Genomic DNA, 17,357 nt, shown 5'->3' on the forward strand with positions numbered 1-17,357 from the left:
ATAATATAGTTATAAACAACAAAAAATAACTCAAGAGAGGAATAAAAACATGACTAAAAAAGAATTCATCAATGAAGTATCAGAACGTTCAGAATTTACACCTAAAGATGTTGAAAAAATGTTTGATGCTATGGTATTCGTTCTTAAAGAACAATTAATTATGGAAGAAAAAGTAAGATTATCACACTTAGGTATCTTCTCAACTTCAATCAAACCAGCTAGAACAATGTCAAACAAATTCAAAAAATCAGCAGATGAACCAGACTTTATTGAAGTACCACAAAGACGTGTTGTTAAGTATACACCTTCAAAATACTTACGTGATTTAGTAGACTTCAAAGCTTAATATAAGATATTTAGATATCCAGGGAACTCAAGATCCAATTTTCTTGAGTTTTTCTTTATTTCATTTATAGGTATTGATTTAGCATATTGAAATTCAGAAATCAAATATTCACTTTCAACTAAATAAAATTCATTAAAAAGTGAAAAATAAACTATAACAAAAGCTATACCACCATTTTGTGATATTAAATGCAAGTAGTTAAGTTGATGCTCTTGAAAATTACTTGCATCTAGTCTTGGCTCATTCGTGCTTTTGGCTTCAAAACAAATAAATTTCCCTTGGTACATACCTACATAATCAACAGTTGACTTTCTAAGAGAAATTACACCTGAATATTTAGTTCTAGACCTTTGTGCAAGTTGTTTTATTTCTATAGGTGTTGCTTTCTTTTCGATAAAAGCTATTTGCTCCTTTCAATAATATGTTAATGTTTGATTAATAATTGTTTCTAAAAACATTCCTCTATTTTTATTGCTCATACATAATATAAATTAAAAATTATTAAAAAAGAACCAAAAGTTGACAAAACCATACTTTTGTTAACTTTTAGCATTATTATATAGAAGAAAAAACTTTAAATATTCTTTAAATATGTGTAATAAAATTTAGGTTTTAAAGGTAAATTTAATACAATATAGTAAGAAGGTAAATATGAATAAAATATTAATTATTGGTAACTGAAAAATGAACTTAACATATACTGAAGCTGAAATGTATATCGATAAAATTAAGTCATATTATCAAGAAAACGTTTTAACATTAAATAATAAAATTAAGTTCGGTATTGCTGCTCCACACACTTGTTTAGCTGCATTCAAAGATCTTAAACTTGATAACTTTATTTTAGTTGCTCAAGACGTTTCTTCCTATGAGCAAGGTTCATACACCGGAGATGTTAGTGCTAAAATGCTTAAGGATCTTAATGTTTCTTATGCAATCATTGGTCATAATGAACGTAGAGCATTTCATAATGAAAGCAATCAATTAATTAATGCTAAAGCAAAACAATTAATTAGTAATGGAATTACACCTATTATTTGTGTTGGCGAAAACTTAGAAGAATTTGAAGCTAATTTAACTAAACAAGCTATTAAAAAACAAGTTCTTGAATCTACAGCTGATCTACCACATGATAAGTTTGTAATCGCCTACGAACCCGTTTGAGCAACTGGCACAGGGAAATGTGCTTCTTCTTGCCAAGCTCAAGATATATCTGAATACATTCGTTCATTAGTGGATTCTAATTGTCGAATTTTATATGGGGGAAGCGTTACTGAAGCAAATGTAACTAAATTAATTAATAAAGATGATATCGATGGATTTTTAATCGGTAAAGCCTCTCTAAATGTAGAACAATTTTTTGCAATTCTAAAGGAAGTAGCCTTAAATGGAAAATTCTAATAAACTAAAAGTATTTATTGATTTTGAAGCTATAACCAATAATTTTTTAAAACGTTTACCAATTAATTTAAATATTCGTTTCTTACCTTATTGCTACACTATAGGTGTTTACCGTAATAATGATGTTAAAAATGGTTTTATTACTAAAACTTCTTTAATGTCTTTTAAAAATTTTGAATTAAGAACATATAGAAAAAAATTAAAAGTTAATTTACTTAATGATATTTCAATTTTAGCTAAAGAAAAAATTACTGAAGAAAATTTACATGATAAAGTTGAATTTTATGGATGAAATCCACAAATGGAAAATTTAATTTTAAATAATCTTTTCGGAATTGAATGTTTTAATGCTTCTAAACATAACGGAAAGCAAATGCTATCACTAAAAATAGTTGTCCCTCATATGCATAAGGATAACTATTTTCAAGAGACTAAAAAGATTTTTGCTGCTAAACAACCCGAAGTTGAGCAAAATATTTTTAACGATCCTGGATATGCTGCTTCTTACCTAGGCTATATGCGTTTTATAGCTTTTAGCAAGCTTAATAAGAAAAAATATAAGATTAACTTAACCCTTGATGATATCGCACTAATTGATACCGATATAATGAATTATAATAAGGATGATGTAATAAAGCTTGATTATTGTTATCGAAATCAAGACATTATTTTAAAACGCTCTAAAAAACTTACTTCTATAGATGCTAATATTAATCGTTCTGCTAATAATTTATCACAACAAAAACGCTTACTTAAAAATTTTGAAAAGTATGCTGAAAAATATAATAAGAAATCTGTAGTCGGCACAAATGATAAACAAGTTATCGCTGATTTAGAAGAATATGCTACTAAGAAAATAGTTGAATGTAACTGACTTCTAAAATTCATCAAAGAGCTACCGGATAATATTGCTTCAATTGAAGAAGCAATTATGTGAGCTGAATTTAAAATTGAAGCTACTAATGATAAAATCAAGGTTTTTAAAAAGGAACGTAATGAATTATAAACATCATAGCTATTATGGTGTTTTTTTGTACAAAAAAATGTGCATATGCACATCATTTTTATTATTATAGGTATGTTTCACTAGGTTTTAATAATTCAAGAGGGAATTCAACAACAACTTTTTTACCAAATGATTCAAGTTCTACAACAGCGATATCTTTATCGATATCAAGTAAGGCGATAGGTCCTATTTCACCTTTATAAGGACCATCAATAACTTCAACAAGGTCTCCCAATTTTAGTCCAAGTAAGTTTTTACCTTCGTTAAATAATTTTAAGTATTCAGCTTCGGCTTTAGCCATTTTTCTAATTTCACTTGCAGAAACTGGTGTAGGTTTAGCTCCTTTACCTGATGACCCGATAATCCCTGTAACGTATTGAGTGTTACGTATAACATATCAAGCTTCATCTGTCATATCCATATTAGCAAAGATATAACCTGGATAAATATTGATGTATTTAATTTTGTAAGGTTCACCAATACGTTTCTTTTCCATTTCCTTAGGTGTTAATGTTGGTTTTGAGTACATCTTGAAAGCACCAAATTCTGTTGCTTCTTGATTAAATGAATCTGCAACATTTTCAGCCACGATTCTGTTTTTTAAAGCTTCAAGGACTTGTTCTTCTTTCCCACGAATTGTGGAAATCATGTATCATTTAAAATTTGTATTCATCTTATCTCCTTTTAACTAGGCTGCATGTATTGCAGTTCATAATGCTGTAAACCCATAAGTTACACCATAAACAAATAAAGCAAATATTGCTGCAAAGATTATTATTTTAGCTAGATTTTTTCAATTTTCCTTAGGTGAAGGTCATCTAACACGTTTGATATCCTTAACAACCTTACGGAAGAAATATCTTTTTTTACGATTCTTTCATCTTTCTTTTAAAGATGGCTTCTTTTCTTCAACTTCTACACTAGTATCTTCATTTTCATTAGATACTACTTGTGCTTCGTTTTCTAGACTCATTATACTTCCTCTTTGTGTAGTGAGTGAACTTTGCAACGTGGACAGAATTTTTTAATTTCAATTCTCTCTGGATTACCTGCACTTTTGACTGTGACATAATTCTTTTTACGGCACAATTCGCAAGCTAGCGATACTTTATTATTTTTCATATGTTTATTTTATCATAAGTTATGAAAAATGCTTGTTTTTATATGCTAATCTTTACTCATATTTAAGAGTTTTAACGATTTAGAAAAAAATAATTATAAATTAAAAAAATATTAAAAATTTTAGCTCGGTAAAATAGGGATATAAGTCTAAAAAAAGCACTTGAATATATATTTTTTTGTATTAAAATTTAATTGTTATGGTAGATGTAACAAATAAGAAGACTGTAACAAAATACGGATTTACAGATTTTATCAGCCTACTTCACATATTTATTATATTAGGCCACAAAGGTGAATTAATGAGTAGTGCTGAAATAGCTGAAAATCTTGGGGTAAATTCAGTCAAAATAAGAATTGTATTAAAGGCCTTAGACGAGGCTGAATGGATAACAAAAATTCGAGGAAGAAAAGGGGGCTACACCTTGAATAAGCCACTAAAGGATATTAAATGCAGCGACTTGCTTGATATCTTAGATTTAGGTTTAATCAACAAAACTTGAACAAGTGGACAAGTAAACTCATGTTGTGTGATCTCACGTAATATCGAGGCAGTAGAACAGGATTTAATTTTCTCATTAAATGATCTAATCTACAAAAAATTACAAAACATAACACTGGAAGAAATTAAAGAACAAATTCTATCTAAGGAGGCTTAGATGATAGATTTAGAATATGATGTAGTGATAATTGGTTGAGGAAAAGCAGGAAAAATATTAGCTGCTAAATTATCACAAAATAAGCAAAGAGTAGCGCTTATTGAAAAAGACCCTAATATGGCTGGTGGAGCATGTATTAATGTTGCTTGTTTACCAACAAAATGCCTAATTCATAGTGCTAAAGTAAGAGAGCAAGCCGAAAGACACAATCTTAATATGACTTGAAAAGAAAAAGAATCATATTATAGAGCTGCTCAAAGATATAAGAGAGCATTCGTTAAGAAAATGCATAACGATAGCTACGATAATATTATCGCTAGTCAAAATGTTGATATATATTTTGGAATCGCAAGTTTCTTAGATCACAACACAGTTTTAGTCGAAACAACTAACAAACTAATTAAAGTTTCTGGTAAAAAAATCGTTATTAATACTGGTTCAAAACCTAAAAAACTTGATTTTGTTGATATTAAATCTAAAAATGTATACTACTCAGATCTATTACTTGATTTATACCAATTACCTAAACGTTTATTAGTAGTTGGCTCTGGATTTATTGGTTTAGAATTTGCAAGTATGTATGCAAATTTCGGAACAAGAGTTACGGTTTATAATAATGGAAATAACTTCTTACCATCAGAGGATCCACAAGATGCCTTTAATGTAAAAGAAGCTCTTCGTAATCAAGGAATTGTTTTTGAAGATAATGTAGAAATTTCATCTATTAAAGACTATAGCCGTGGAACAAAAGTTATTGCGACAATTAATGGTGAAGTAATCGAAGATATGTTTGATGCTGTACTAATCGCAGTTGGTCGTGAAGCTAACATAAAAAATCTCGACTTACATAAAGCCGGAATCGACACAGAAGGTGGAGCAATTAAAGTTGATGAAAACTTAAAAACTACAGCTGATAACATTTGGGCTGTAGGTGATTGTAAAGGTGGACCATTTTTCACATATATTTCTTTAGATGACTCACGTATTGTGCTGCCACAATTACTTGATAAAGAAAATACACGTACATTAAAGAATCGCCAAGTAATTCCATGAACTATGTTTATTGATCCAGCGTATGCTCGTGTTGGATATAACTGCAAAGAAGCTGATGCTTTAGGCATTAAATACACAGTTAAAACTCTAAGTACTTCAAGTTTCCCTAAAGCTAAAACAATAAACGAAACAGCTGGATTTAACAAGATCTTAGTGGATGAAGATGGATACATTATTGGTGCTACATTATTCAATTATCAAGCAGACGAAATGATTAACTTCATTTCATTAGCAATCGTTAACAAAATTAAATTTGCTGATCTACAATCATTTATTTATACACACCCTACATTTGTAGAAAACTTAAATATATTTAATTAGGAAATAGAAAAAAATGCTCATATGAGCATTTTTTATTTGTTTATAAAGCTACTTAACAGTAGTTGTTTTCTTTGATTTAATAGTATTAAATAACTTGTATCCTTCAATTGTGATTGTTAGTACAAATGCTAATAAGATAGGGATTAATCAGTAAACAACTGAGTAATTAGTAAATCTTACAATATCTACGTTACCAAATAATTGGTTAATGCCTGGAATAAATGCAGATCCTATCATACAAATCATTGAAAATGCACTAGCTAAGTAAACTAATTTATATTTAGCGAATGAACATTTGAAGATACTATTCTTAGACATTAAGTTAAGTGAGTTAATACTTGAACCTACACCCAAAGTAATAAATGCAGCTGAAGATGTTAACATAACAAAGTTTTTACCTGTTACACCATTGTATTGAGCCACAAGCCCTACAATTAAGTAAGAAAGCAATGAAGCCAGTGAAAGAATCACACTATGAATAATAAGTCTTTTACCTAATCCATCAGCAAAAATGCTTTGATTCTTATTAATTGGCTTTTGGTTCATTACATCAACATCACTTGGTACCATTCCTAAAGCGATTGCAGGTAATCCGTGAGTTAATAAATTAATTCATAATAATTGAGCTGCTGTAAGAACTATAAATTCTTCATCAGCGATCGCACTAGTAAATATAAATCTAAACACAAATAAACCAACTAGCATCACAATGATTTCTGTTAGTGAAGAAACAAGTAAATTTAAGATAACAGTCTTAATTCTAATAAATGTTTCTCTACCTGATTTAATTGCACGAACAATTGTATTAAAGTTATCATCAGTTAAAATTACATCAGCAGCTTGTTTAGAAACATCAGTTCCTGTAATTCCCATCGCACAGCCAACATCGCTTGCCTTAAGGGCTGGAGCATCATTTACACCATCCCCAGTCATAGCAACAACTTGATTGTGTGCTTGTCAAGCTTTTACAATTCTCAACTTATCTGAAGGATTTACTCTAGCATACACTGATATATGAGTAACTTCTTTCGTTAATTCTTCATCACTCATATTCGCTAATGTAACACCATCAATTGCCTTATCACCATCTTGGTATATACTCAAACTGCGAGCAATTGCTACAGCAGTAGTTAAGTGATCTCCTGTAATCATTACAGTCTTAATCCCTGCGTTTTTAGCTTCTTCTATACTTGCTTTAACATTAGCTCTAGGTGGATCAATTAATCCAACTAATCCTGAGAATACTAAATCTTTTTCATCTTCTAATGAAATTGAATCAGTTTCTGCAGGCATCATTTTATATGCTACAGCAATAACTCTAATTGCATTATTAGATCAATCTTCATTCATTTCACGAAGTTTAGGATCTAATTTGTGACATTTATTAAAAATTACATCAGGAGCACCTTTAGTAATTAAAATTTTTTGTCCGTTAGGTGCTTTAATTAGCACAGACATCATTTTACGGTCACTATCAAAAGGAAGAGAAGAAATCTTTTCAAATTTAGAATAAAATTCTTCTTTAGAATTTCCTTTTTCAATTCCGAATCTTAAAATAGCTGTTTCAGTAGGATCACCTACTTCAACATATTTTCCACTTTCATCTAAAGTAACTTGTGCATCACAACATGCAACAAAGCTGCCAAGAGTTTGTGATTTTGTTAAGTCTTCTTCACCTTGAGCATCATAAAACTTAACCACACTCATTTTATTTTCAGTTAATGTTCCAGTTTTATCAGAACAAATAATACTTGTTGATCCAAGGGTTTCAACAGCAGGGAATGCTTTAATAATAGCATTTTCCTTAGTCATTCTTGCAACACCAATTGCTAGTAGTACAGTTGTAAAGGTAATTAAACCTTCAGGAATTGCAGCTACAGCAAGTGAAATACCAATAATTAATGCATTTGAATATAATTCAGGATTATTTCACTGGTTATTAAATGCTCCAGTTAAAATAATTTGAATTATTGTTGATACAAATAATAAGACAATACCTGATATTCCGAATATTCTAGATAACTTGTCTAATTTAATTTGCAATGGAGTTTTAGGAATTTCTTGTTCTTGAATACTTGAATTTATTTTTCCAACTTCAGTATCTTTTCCTATTTTTTCAACAAGAGCAATTGCACGACCTGTTACACAGTATGTTCCTGAAAAAATAGTGTTATATCTATCCCCTAGAGGTAATTGATCAATATTAGGAATATCTCCTACTCTTTTTTCTACAGCAAGTGCTTCACCTGTAATCGCTGATTCAACCACACTAAAGCTAAATGCTTCTACAACTTTAGCATCAGCAGGCACCATATCACCAGCTTCTATTACTATTAGATCACCTACAGTAACTTGTGATGATGGTATTGAAATCATTTTTCCATCACGGATCACTTTAGCATACAATTCATTGCTTTTAGCTAGAGCCTTGACTGCCTGATCACTTTTAATCTCTTGATAAGTACCTAACATCGAGTTAAGTGCTACCACTATCAAGATAATAAATGGTTCTATATATGCTATTGCTATTTCTCCTCCGGTAGTCAATTTACCTGAAGCATGTTCGTAAATTGCAACACCGAAAGAAAATGCAGCAGCAATTAATAATAAGATGATCATAAAGTCTTTAAATTGAGCTAAGAAGATTAAAAATATACTTTTTCTTTCTTTAGCTTTAATTGTATTTTCACCAAGAGAAGCAATACGTGTTTGAGCTTCTTCTTGTGTTAAACCAGACTTCAGATCTGTGTTTAATAAATTATCCATTTACTTACTTTCCTTTCTAAAATATGTAAATTATATTATTTTTTATTATTAGTATTAAAGTATTGTTTAATATCTATTCAGCCTGTATCGTTTAAATTTTCTTCGTATTCAGTTACTTCTCTAATAAACAGTTCATTATTTTTATCTCTAACAATAGCTGTTTTTAGATTATATTTTTTATTTTCATATTCAGTGTTATATCATTTTTCATAGCGTTTAAGAGTAATATATTTTTGTTTAGTAAACGCATCTATATTTTTATTATTGCCCGAAAAGTCTTCTCCACCTTTTGCTTCTATGATTCAAATATTTCCTTGATTATCTTCAAGGATATAATCTGGATAGAAGGCTTGAAGTTTTTCTGTTCCATCTTTTTTCATAATTAGTGAGAAGTAAGGTTTTCCTTTATCACCATTTTTATAATATCATTTAACAAATTCCTCTTTTATGCAGAATAATTCAAATAAATGTTCTGATACAGACCTAATTTTATTTCTTACAGTCATCATACTTGTATCGTATTCTTCATAAACATTTTTATCTATTATTTTTTTATCCTTAAGTGAAGAATCATAGATAATATCATCTTTTATAGGAATATATCAATTGTTTCTTACTATATCATCTTGATCAAAAATGCTATAGTTAAGCACAATATCACTATTTGCATTGAAATCTTCTAAATCACTTGCTAACTTATCAACATTATTAATTAAGAAGATTTGAGGCGCTGATAAACCTATTTCAATAATTTGATATCTCTTAAGATATTCGTTTGCTCTAGCTGAACTAATTAGTGTATTAATAAAGTTTTTAAGCTGAAGTCCATCGAACCCAAGAATGTTTCTGAGCTTATCAATTGCATGAGTTTCATCATTATGGTTTGCAGCTGGATTGTAGTGATATCTAACATCTTTACGAACTAAAGTTTCATCAATCATTTGCGATAACTCTTGCACTTGTCCTTGACGCATATCATCATGGATATACTTAGCATCTATAATATAACCATTATCAGCTAATTTCTTAGCATTTAGCTCTAAATCATTGGTTAAGTTGTATTTGTTCTTTAGGAACTTATACACAAGCTTAGCTGTGTTTTTTCATTGTTCCTTATCATGGGTTGACTTACGAAGATTTCTTTCTTCTTTTGGTAAAGTAAAATTATTAAATCCAGGCTTCAGATTTAATCTAACGACCTCTACCCCATTTGTTTGCATTAAAACATTATCTTTAAATTTTGCATCGAAGGTGTATAAGAAACAATTATCAATTTTGTCATCTTCAAAATGTTTTTGAGATGGCATTCTTCTGATTCTTCCAATTGTTTGAATCTCGAAGTTTTCTTCCATATTGTCTCTTAATTTAACAAGGATTTTAGCTCTAGGGCAATCTCATCCAGTCGCTGTTGCTTGTTTAAATACTAAATATTCAACAGGTGAATTTGGTTTTTCAATTCCATCGATATTTTCTTTAACTTTATCAAGTCAAATAGCTAATTTACCATTTTGAGTCGAAACTCCCATATCGTTAAATAAATGATCTTGCATATACTCAAGTAATACATCGCTCTTATTAGGCAATTGAATGATTACTAATGGATTAATACGATATTGGGGATCAATATTTTTGTAAGCTTCTACAATTTCTTTTCTTTTAGCTTCAGCAGCTTTTATAAGAATGAAAGCTTCATTTTCGAAATCTTCTAAAGCTTCTTTAGTAGAAACTTCTGGATTTATATAAATTGATCTGGTAATTAATTCTGAATCAATAACTTCTTTATCTGTTATCTCAATAAATTTTTGACCTTTAGCACTTTTAGCTGTAGCTGATATTCTAATTTCTTTATATGGTTTAATGTGATTGTGCAAGAAATCAAAAGCTTTTTTAGTTTGATTGATATGTTCTTCATCAATAATAACAATAAACTTATATCCTTTATTTCTAGCAAACACAGCTTGATCGTGGATGTTAAAGTATTCTGCTTCAGCTATTGCTTTATTACCTTTTTTAATAATCTTTTCTCAATTAATAAAATATGTAGTTCCAGGATTAAATCCATTAGTCAATATATCTTGAACATCACCACAGTTATATTCTGAATAGAATTTAATCATTTTTCTTTTTGATTGTTCTTCTAAAGAACCAGCACCTGGTGCTAATCATAGAAAAACAAATTCGTTATTAATATCTCTATCAATTACATTAGCGATCATTTGTAACATCATTAATGTTTTTCCTGATCCTGTAGGAGATTTAATAACTAATGAATTACTTTTGGAATCTGAAAGTACAAAGTCTGTAGTTTGTTCTATTGTTCTTTCTTGAAATCTTTTTCAATTTATGTCTATCATATGTACCCTACCTCTTTTAGTTCTTTTTCATAATAAGCATTAGGAATACTAATCACTTTATTTTTGATTTGATCATATACTTCGCATTCATTAAGATCTATTTTATTTTCATTTATAAAAATAAATTTTGCATTTAATAAATCATCAACACTGTAGTTATTAAATTCTTCTTGATTTTCAAAATATAAAAGTTCTTTATTATCAATTAGTTTTCCTAGCTGCAATTGAGCTAGCTGTAAACTAGAAACATCTAATTGATCTAAATATTCTTTACCATAGTATGAATAAATAAAATCTGACTTGTTTATTGAATTTACTTTTTGATAAATTAAGTTGTGAGGTAATTCTTCTTGTATATTACTTAAACGTTTAAATGTAACATCTTCACAAATATTATTTTCATTATTAGTACATAAGATGTATGTTCTATCTCCACCATCTTCAGCATTTAGCTTTGCAACAGCATGACCAGTTGTCCCGGATCCTGCAAAGAAGTCTAGAATAATAGAAACATCGTCTGTTGAATGTAACATTAATTTTGAAATAAAATCAACAGGCTTTGGGTATTTAAAATCTTCGACAAAAGAAAGGGATTTTGCTTCTTTGGTAGCTACTTGATTCATAAACTCATTTGATGCGAATACTAATGAGTCAATTGTTTTCTTAGTACTTTTTAAATTATTTAGATATCTTTTATAAATAAAACCACGTTCATTTGGTTTATGGTCTTTTTTAAATGTAATAGTTCCCTCTTTGATATGCTGATCTATAGTATTCTTCGAGAATCTTCAATACATTCCTACAGGTGGAAAATCCTCTTTGCCCGTGTATGGATTAACTACAGCAAAATAATTATTTTTTTCTGTTCCTGATTTTGCACTTGGGTCACTAGAAGTTCAAGGTCCATTTGGATCGTTATCAGGATTAGAATACCTAGATAAATCCTTAGAACCTCCTAATAAATTAATTTTTATTTTATTTTTTGCATAGCATAGACAATTTTCGTGTTGAATATTAGCGCCAGTATTAATATCGTTTGTTGATGATTTAGTTTTTCTAATAAAATCTGCAACAAAATTATTTTCGCCAAATACCTCATCACACAATAGTTTTAGTTGAGCTTGTTCATTATCATCAATGCTGATAAAAATAACACCTTTTTCAGATAATAATTCTTTAGCTATTTCAAGTCTTCTTTTCATAAAAGAAAGTCATTTAGAGTGTCTAAAAGCGTCTTCAGAATCAACATACTGATCGTTATATACAAAGTCTTTATTGCCAGTGTTATAAGGTGGGTCGATATAGATTACATCAATTCTATTTCTATGTGTTTTTAATAAAAGTTTTAATGATTGATAATTATCACCTTCAATTAAATAATTTAGTTTTTTATTTGTATCAACAATAATTGAATCTTTTTTCTCAAGAGTTAATATTGAATCATTTGTCTTATTAACGATATCTTCTTCTTTTTCTTCAAACACTAATCCATATTTTTTACTGTGGAGCGATTCTCTGATTAAAGCATATACGTCACGTTGTTTCTGAGTTAATGTTTCAGTATCTTCTTGTTCTTTTAGTCAATCTAAAATGATCTGTTTTTTATCATTATTCATACTTTTAACCTCACTTATTAAATTTATAATTTAATTTTATTAAATTATTTATTTAATAACATAAATTACTAAAAATAGTTAATCCAAAAGTCACCTTATCTTAATGCGATAAGATGACTAATTTCTGCTACATAAATAATTTATTGTAATTCAATTTCTTCTTTTATTTTTTCATAGAATTCTACTTGAACATTATTTTCTATTTCGGTAACTAATCAATGTTCTGTATCAAACATTTGTATAAATTCTTCGATTCTATTTTCACCATTAATTTCTTTTAATGTAACAACAATACCAAATCTGATATTTTCACCATCTTTTGGATCTAAACGATTATTTGTTTTGATTTCCATCCCTCAGTTTTTGTTTGTATAACTCATTTTAGCCCTTGATCTAGGCGAATCAGTATTAGAAATAATCTTAACATTGTCTCATTTTCTATAAAATTCTCTTACATATTTTTCTTGCAAATAATTCAATGATTCTTCATCATTATTTTCCTTATTTTGTTTATCGCCATTTATAGAACTGATTTTTTGATTATCTTTTATACGACCAAACTGAAGATTTAATTCAGTGTTTGAATAATCAACTCCTTGTGACCTATCGCATTTTGTTGTATAACACATTACAGCTTTAACATTAAAAGGATAACATCCATTTTTATCAAGAGGAATAGGAAAATGATAGTTATATGTATTATATTTCTTGCTAACATCTGTTATTAAAAATTTAATTTCATCATTTGGTGTTTTTAGAATCTCATTTATATGAATTGGTACAATACCATAGCCAAGTGATGTGGTTTGTGATGTTGGCAAGTTTTTATTTCATCCTTTAGCAGAATCGATTATCAAGGCTTTTGCTAGTTCTTTGTTAAGATTAATAACGTGAATTAAATAAGCCATTTTTCTTGCAATTCAAGGAGCTGCAAAAGATGTTCCTGCTACTAATCTTTCTCCTAATCCATCAAAAACTTTCATATATTTTTGGCTACTACCTCCATAATAAGAGATATCAGGTTTAGCATAAAAAGATAAAACCGGACCTTTTCTTGTATACTCTGCTGGCTTGTTATTGAAAGTAACAGAATTTACAACCAAACCATTTATAGAATCAGCCGGTGATCCAATTTTCTTATCCTTTACGCCATCTGCTTTACATTTATTCGTTCCTGAAATAATAAAAATGCAGTCGTTTTCATATTGTATTCGATCTAGCACAGAAGCTTCAAACGATATGAAATTATCTCTTATTTCAGATTTGCTTCCTAACGAAATATTTCAAACTTTTATATCTTTATTTTCTTTAACTATTTTTTCTATTTGTTTTATCAAGTTGAAAGATGAAAATTGTGATATACCAGTCACACCAAAATGTCTTACCTTAAATCTTCCACAGCCATCTTCTAACTCAGGATTTAGTCTAGGGCCATCTACAATTATTGATGATACTTCTGTTCCGTGAACATAATCCTCGCTATTTCTTTTTATTTCTACTGGTAATAACTCTTTATATTCTACTCAATTCGAAAAATATGCATTTGTATTAAAAAGTGTATCTATAACTCCAATAATAGGCTCATTTTTAGGATTTGGTAGTTGAACAATTTTATTCTCATTAATTCTAATTTTATTTTCATAATCTAGTTCAATATTATTTATATCAGAAACAGACATAGCAACCAGATACGGGGCAACTTCGTATATTTTATCAATATCTTCACTCGATAAAAATGCAGTTGAATTATCATATATTTTGCTTTCTAAAACATCTATATCTAGTTCTTTAAATAAATCTTTAAGCTTCATATCTACATCATAAAATGAAATAATGTTTTCATCATTATTCTTCTTACCAATTTCAATGCCAAAAGAATCTAAATATGATACATCGCCAATTATTGCTTTAAATTTAGATTTAGTTATTTTTGAGTCTACATTAAATTTAATATCTATATTCTTATCTTCAAAAATAGTTTTATTAATTTCCCCATTAAATTTTTCATCGAGTATTTCTTTTACTATTTTTAAATTACTTATACTTTCCTCTACGTGATCTAAATCAACCAAATAAGTAATAATGTGCTTGGTTTTTTTATCGTTATATTTCGCGCCCACAGCAGCCTTACTTGTATTTTGACCTTTTAATAAACCAGTAATTCTATTACTTTTTGCAACAATTTTATTATAGTATGCAGTTATTAACACACCCTTGAAAGGTTTTGATATATTTTTCCAATATTTTCTTACATCTTCAAGGTTTTTTATCAAGTATAATAAGTCTTCTGAAGTAACTATTTTGTTACCATTAAATCTTGCTCCACCACCAGTACCAGTTCTTTTTCTTTGCAAAAAAGTCCTTTTTATACTTAATATATTATTCATTTAACACGTACTCCTTGTTTATTTTTCTAGCAACTGTGCTTTTTGATTCACCTTTTAGTGCCTGTATTTCCCTTAATGTAAATCCTTCATCTCGCAATTGGATTAATGTTTTATTATCGATAGGACATATTAAATTACTATAAAGTCTTCTCAAATAGTCAAATTTATCCAGAGGGTTGCTAAAGGCGATTGATGTCTTAATAATATTTTTCAATTCTCCAGGATATGGCAAATTATTTGATATCATAAGTATTTTTTTGAATAGTCGTATATCTTTAGATATATGTTTTGCTTTTTTAGAAAGTTGTGTGAAATAATGTTCCGCAATTTCAATTAAATCTTCTTTTGAATACTTATCAAAATTAATAGCGAAATCAAATCTACGCAATAATGCTTTATCTAAGTTAGCAAATAAATTAGTTGTTGCGATTACAATTATTTCTTTATTTCTTTCATTTATACGATCTAATTCTTTTAATATTGCTGATGTTACTCTCCCCATTTCTCTCACATCATTTGAATTTATACGATCCAAAGCAATGACATCAATTTCATCAAATAAAACTACTATTTCTTCTATGCGACTAACTTCGGCAATTTCATCGAATAATGCACTTATATTTTTATTTGTCTGACCAAGTTTACTATCAACCAAATTATTGAAATCTACAATATATAGTTTTCTTTTTAAGATTCTTGCTACTTGTTTAGCAGCTTCGGTTTTCCCTGTTCCAGGCATTCCATAAAATAAAAACTTATTTACATTCATATCGTGATGTATTGAGTTGATAACGCCTAAAACATCGTCCGCAACATCATTAGGCAGATCTAAAAAAGATAGATTTTCAGTATTTATTTCTTTAAGAAAAATATGACTAAACTCTCTATCTTGTGGTGCAAAAGTGTTATATGTAAAAAATAGATTAACAATATATTCTGATAGTTGATTATCTCCTATTGTGTCAAAATACCTAGCTATTTTAAATGCTTCTTCTCTAAAAGCTTTATCATTTTTATCAGCGTGATACTTTATTAAGTTTAATATATTTTCCTTTTTCATAAGACCTCTTCTCAATTAGATTGTACCATAATATGGGACAAATTTCATATATTCTGGGACAAAAAAACCTATAAGCAAAAATACTTATAAGTTTCAATAATATTAAAGTAAATCAATACCTTCTTTTAACATTTCTTCACGGTAATCTTCTGGTCAGTGTGATGCTTGGACTTCTCCGATATGAGCTTTTTCCAGTAAGTACATTGATACACGACTTTGTCCAATTCCTCCACCAATTGTGAGAGGAAGTTTATGATCTATAACATTTTTGTGATATGGTGAAATTTGTCTTACAGCCTCTTTATCTAAACCACTTTGTGCAATAAGAGATTCATCATTAACTCTAATTCCCATTGAAGATAATTCAATTGCTTGATTAATTACATTTGAATAAACAATTAAATCACCATTTAGTTTTCAATCATCATAATCAAATGCTCTAGCTGAATGAATTAATCCAGAAGCAAGAGGATATCCAATTCCATAAATAAATACAGCTCCATGTTCTTTAGCAATTGCATTTTCTCTTTCTTTGATATCTAGATTAGGATACATATCTTCTAAGTCTTGAGCAGAGATGAAAAAGACTTCTTCAGGTAATTCTTCTTCTAATTGATAATATTTTAATTTAAGTAACTTCTTAGTTACTTTTAGCGAATCATAAATAAGTTTTACTGTTTTCTTTAAATAATCTAAATTACGATCTTGAGGCAGAATTACAAGTTCTCAGTCTCATTGGTCAACGTAATATGAATGAAGTAAATCTAAGTCTTCTTCTTTTCTTATCGCATTCATATCTGTGTATAAGCCTTCATAAGGTAAGAAATTATATTTTTTAAGTGCATCTCTTTTTCATTTTGCAAGTGAATGCACAACTTCAAGTCTTTCTTGGCGATCTTTAGGCAAGAATCAAACTGGTTCTTCACCATTAAGCCCATCATTTAGTCCTGATGATTTAGAAACAAATAACGGTGCTGTAGCTCTAGTTAAATTCAAGTGAACTTTTAGTTGTTCTTGAAAGTATAATTTAAGATCTTGAATAGCACTTTGTGTTTGTCGTATATTAAGTTTTGAGCGATACATTTTAACTCCTTAAGTTTAATAATATAAATTATAAATTTAAATATTAAAGTACCTATAAAAAGATAAGAAAAAAGACTGATTTTACCAGTCTTTTAACATATGGGGCGAATGACGGGATTCGAACCCGCGAATGACGGGACCACAACCCGCTGTGTTAGCCACTTCACCACATTCGCCAATTAGTAC

15 protein-coding genes and 1 tRNA gene are annotated in these 17,357 nt (G+C 28.9%); 5 read left to right on the top strand and 11 right to left on the bottom strand.

Annotated features, from left to right (window positions below; translation table 4 throughout):
* The first annotated feature begins 49 nt into the window (after nt 1–49).
* Complete coding sequence (locus tag ACX1M8_RS00925) at nt 50–346, top strand: HU family DNA-binding protein (RefSeq protein WP_458616259.1); 297 nt, start codon at nt 50–52, stop codon at nt 344–346.
* Here ACX1M8_RS00925 and recU read toward each other — a convergent pair.
* Entirely contained in the window at nt 343–825 is a 483-nt protein-coding gene (gene recU / locus ACX1M8_RS00930) for a Holliday junction resolvase RecU (RefSeq protein WP_458798095.1), read from the bottom strand. The genes ACX1M8_RS00925 and recU overlap by 4 nt on opposite strands.
* Before the next feature lie 172 nt (nt 826–997).
* On the opposite strand from recU, the gene tpiA reads away from it, so the two are divergent.
* Complete coding sequence (gene tpiA, locus ACX1M8_RS00935) at nt 998–1,747, top strand: triose-phosphate isomerase (RefSeq protein WP_458616261.1); 750 nt, start codon at nt 998–1,000, stop codon at nt 1,745–1,747.
* Nucleotides 1,734–2,753, top strand: coding sequence for a hypothetical protein (locus ACX1M8_RS00940; RefSeq protein ID WP_458836606.1), 1,020 nt, complete (start codon nt 1,734–1,736; stop codon nt 2,751–2,753). Before tpiA ends, ACX1M8_RS00940 begins: the two co-directional genes overlap by 14 nt.
* A 64-nt stretch (nt 2,754–2,817) precedes the next feature.
* Here ACX1M8_RS00940 and nusG read toward each other — a convergent pair whose 3' ends face one another.
* Genes nusG through rpmG form a run of 3 tightly spaced genes read right to left on the bottom strand, consistent with a single transcriptional unit; the run spans nt 2,818 to nt 3,875 of the window.
* Nucleotides 2,818–3,426 (bottom strand): transcription termination/antitermination protein NusG, encoded by a 609-nt coding sequence (nusG, locus tag ACX1M8_RS00945; RefSeq protein WP_458616263.1) that lies wholly within the window; start codon nt 3,424–3,426, stop codon nt 2,818–2,820.
* A 15-nt stretch (nt 3,427–3,441) separates the two neighbouring features.
* Nucleotides 3,442–3,726 carry a preprotein translocase subunit SecE gene (secE, locus tag ACX1M8_RS00950; protein WP_458616264.1) on the bottom strand — a complete coding sequence of 95 codons (285 nt, stop codon included), beginning with the start codon at nt 3,724–3,726 and terminating at the stop codon, nt 3,442–3,444.
* Nucleotides 3,726–3,875: a 50S ribosomal protein L33 gene (gene rpmG, locus ACX1M8_RS00955; RefSeq protein WP_458616265.1), complete on the bottom strand. Its 150-nt coding sequence runs from the start codon at nt 3,873–3,875 to the stop codon at nt 3,726–3,728. Before rpmG ends, secE begins: the two co-directional genes overlap by 1 nt.
* 197 nt (nt 3,876–4,072) lie before the next feature.
* Between rpmG and ACX1M8_RS00960 the strand changes: the two genes are divergently transcribed.
* Together ACX1M8_RS00960 and ACX1M8_RS00965 are read left to right on the top strand one after the other, a co-directional pair.
* On the top strand, nt 4,073–4,531 hold the full coding sequence (locus tag ACX1M8_RS00960) for an Rrf2 family transcriptional regulator (protein WP_458798097.1): 459 nt from the start codon (nt 4,073–4,075) through the stop codon (nt 4,529–4,531).
* Complete coding sequence (locus ACX1M8_RS00965; RefSeq protein ID WP_458836607.1) at nt 4,532–5,905, top strand: dihydrolipoyl dehydrogenase family protein; 1,374 nt, start codon at nt 4,532–4,534, stop codon at nt 5,903–5,905.
* 48 nt (nt 5,906–5,953) lie between these two features.
* On the opposite strand, the gene ACX1M8_RS00970 is transcribed toward ACX1M8_RS00965, so the two are convergent.
* The 7 genes from ACX1M8_RS00970 to ACX1M8_RS01000 all read right to left on the bottom strand — a co-directional run bounded on the left by ACX1M8_RS00970 (nt 5,954) and on the right by ACX1M8_RS01000 (nt 17,347).
* The gene (locus ACX1M8_RS00970) at nt 5,954–8,671 is read right to left on the bottom strand and encodes a cation-translocating P-type ATPase (protein ID WP_458836608.1); all 2,718 of its coding nucleotides are present in this window, start codon (nt 8,669–8,671) and stop codon (nt 5,954–5,956) included.
* Between the two features lie 35 nt (nt 8,672–8,706).
* Entirely contained in the window at nt 8,707–11,025 is a 2,319-nt protein-coding gene (locus ACX1M8_RS00975) for a DEAD/DEAH box helicase (RefSeq protein WP_458836609.1), read from the bottom strand.
* The gene (locus ACX1M8_RS00980; RefSeq protein ID WP_458836610.1) at nt 11,019–12,641 is read right to left on the bottom strand and encodes a site-specific DNA-methyltransferase; all 1,623 of its coding nucleotides are present in this window, start codon (nt 12,639–12,641) and stop codon (nt 11,019–11,021) included. The genes ACX1M8_RS00975 and ACX1M8_RS00980 overlap by 7 nt, the downstream gene beginning before the upstream one ends.
* A 140-nt stretch (nt 12,642–12,781) precedes the next feature.
* Nucleotides 12,782–14,995 (bottom strand): S8 family peptidase, encoded by a 2,214-nt coding sequence (locus ACX1M8_RS00985; RefSeq protein ID WP_458836611.1) that lies wholly within the window; start codon nt 14,993–14,995, stop codon nt 12,782–12,784.
* Between the two features lie 25 nt (nt 14,996–15,020).
* Entirely contained in the window at nt 15,021–16,088 is a 1,068-nt protein-coding gene (locus tag ACX1M8_RS00990; protein ID WP_458835246.1) for an ATP-binding protein, read from the bottom strand.
* 102 nt (nt 16,089–16,190) lie between these two features.
* A complete protein-coding gene (gene asnA, locus ACX1M8_RS00995) occupies nt 16,191–17,171 on the bottom strand; it encodes an aspartate--ammonia ligase (RefSeq protein WP_458798043.1) in 981 nt (326 codons plus the stop codon).
* Between the two features lie 100 nt (nt 17,172–17,271).
* A tRNA-His gene (locus tag ACX1M8_RS01000) sits at nt 17,272–17,347 on the bottom strand.
* Nucleotides 17,348–17,357 lie beyond the last annotated feature (10 nt).

The sequence above is a fragment of the Mycoplasma tracheobuteonis genome, from assembly GCF_054456995.1.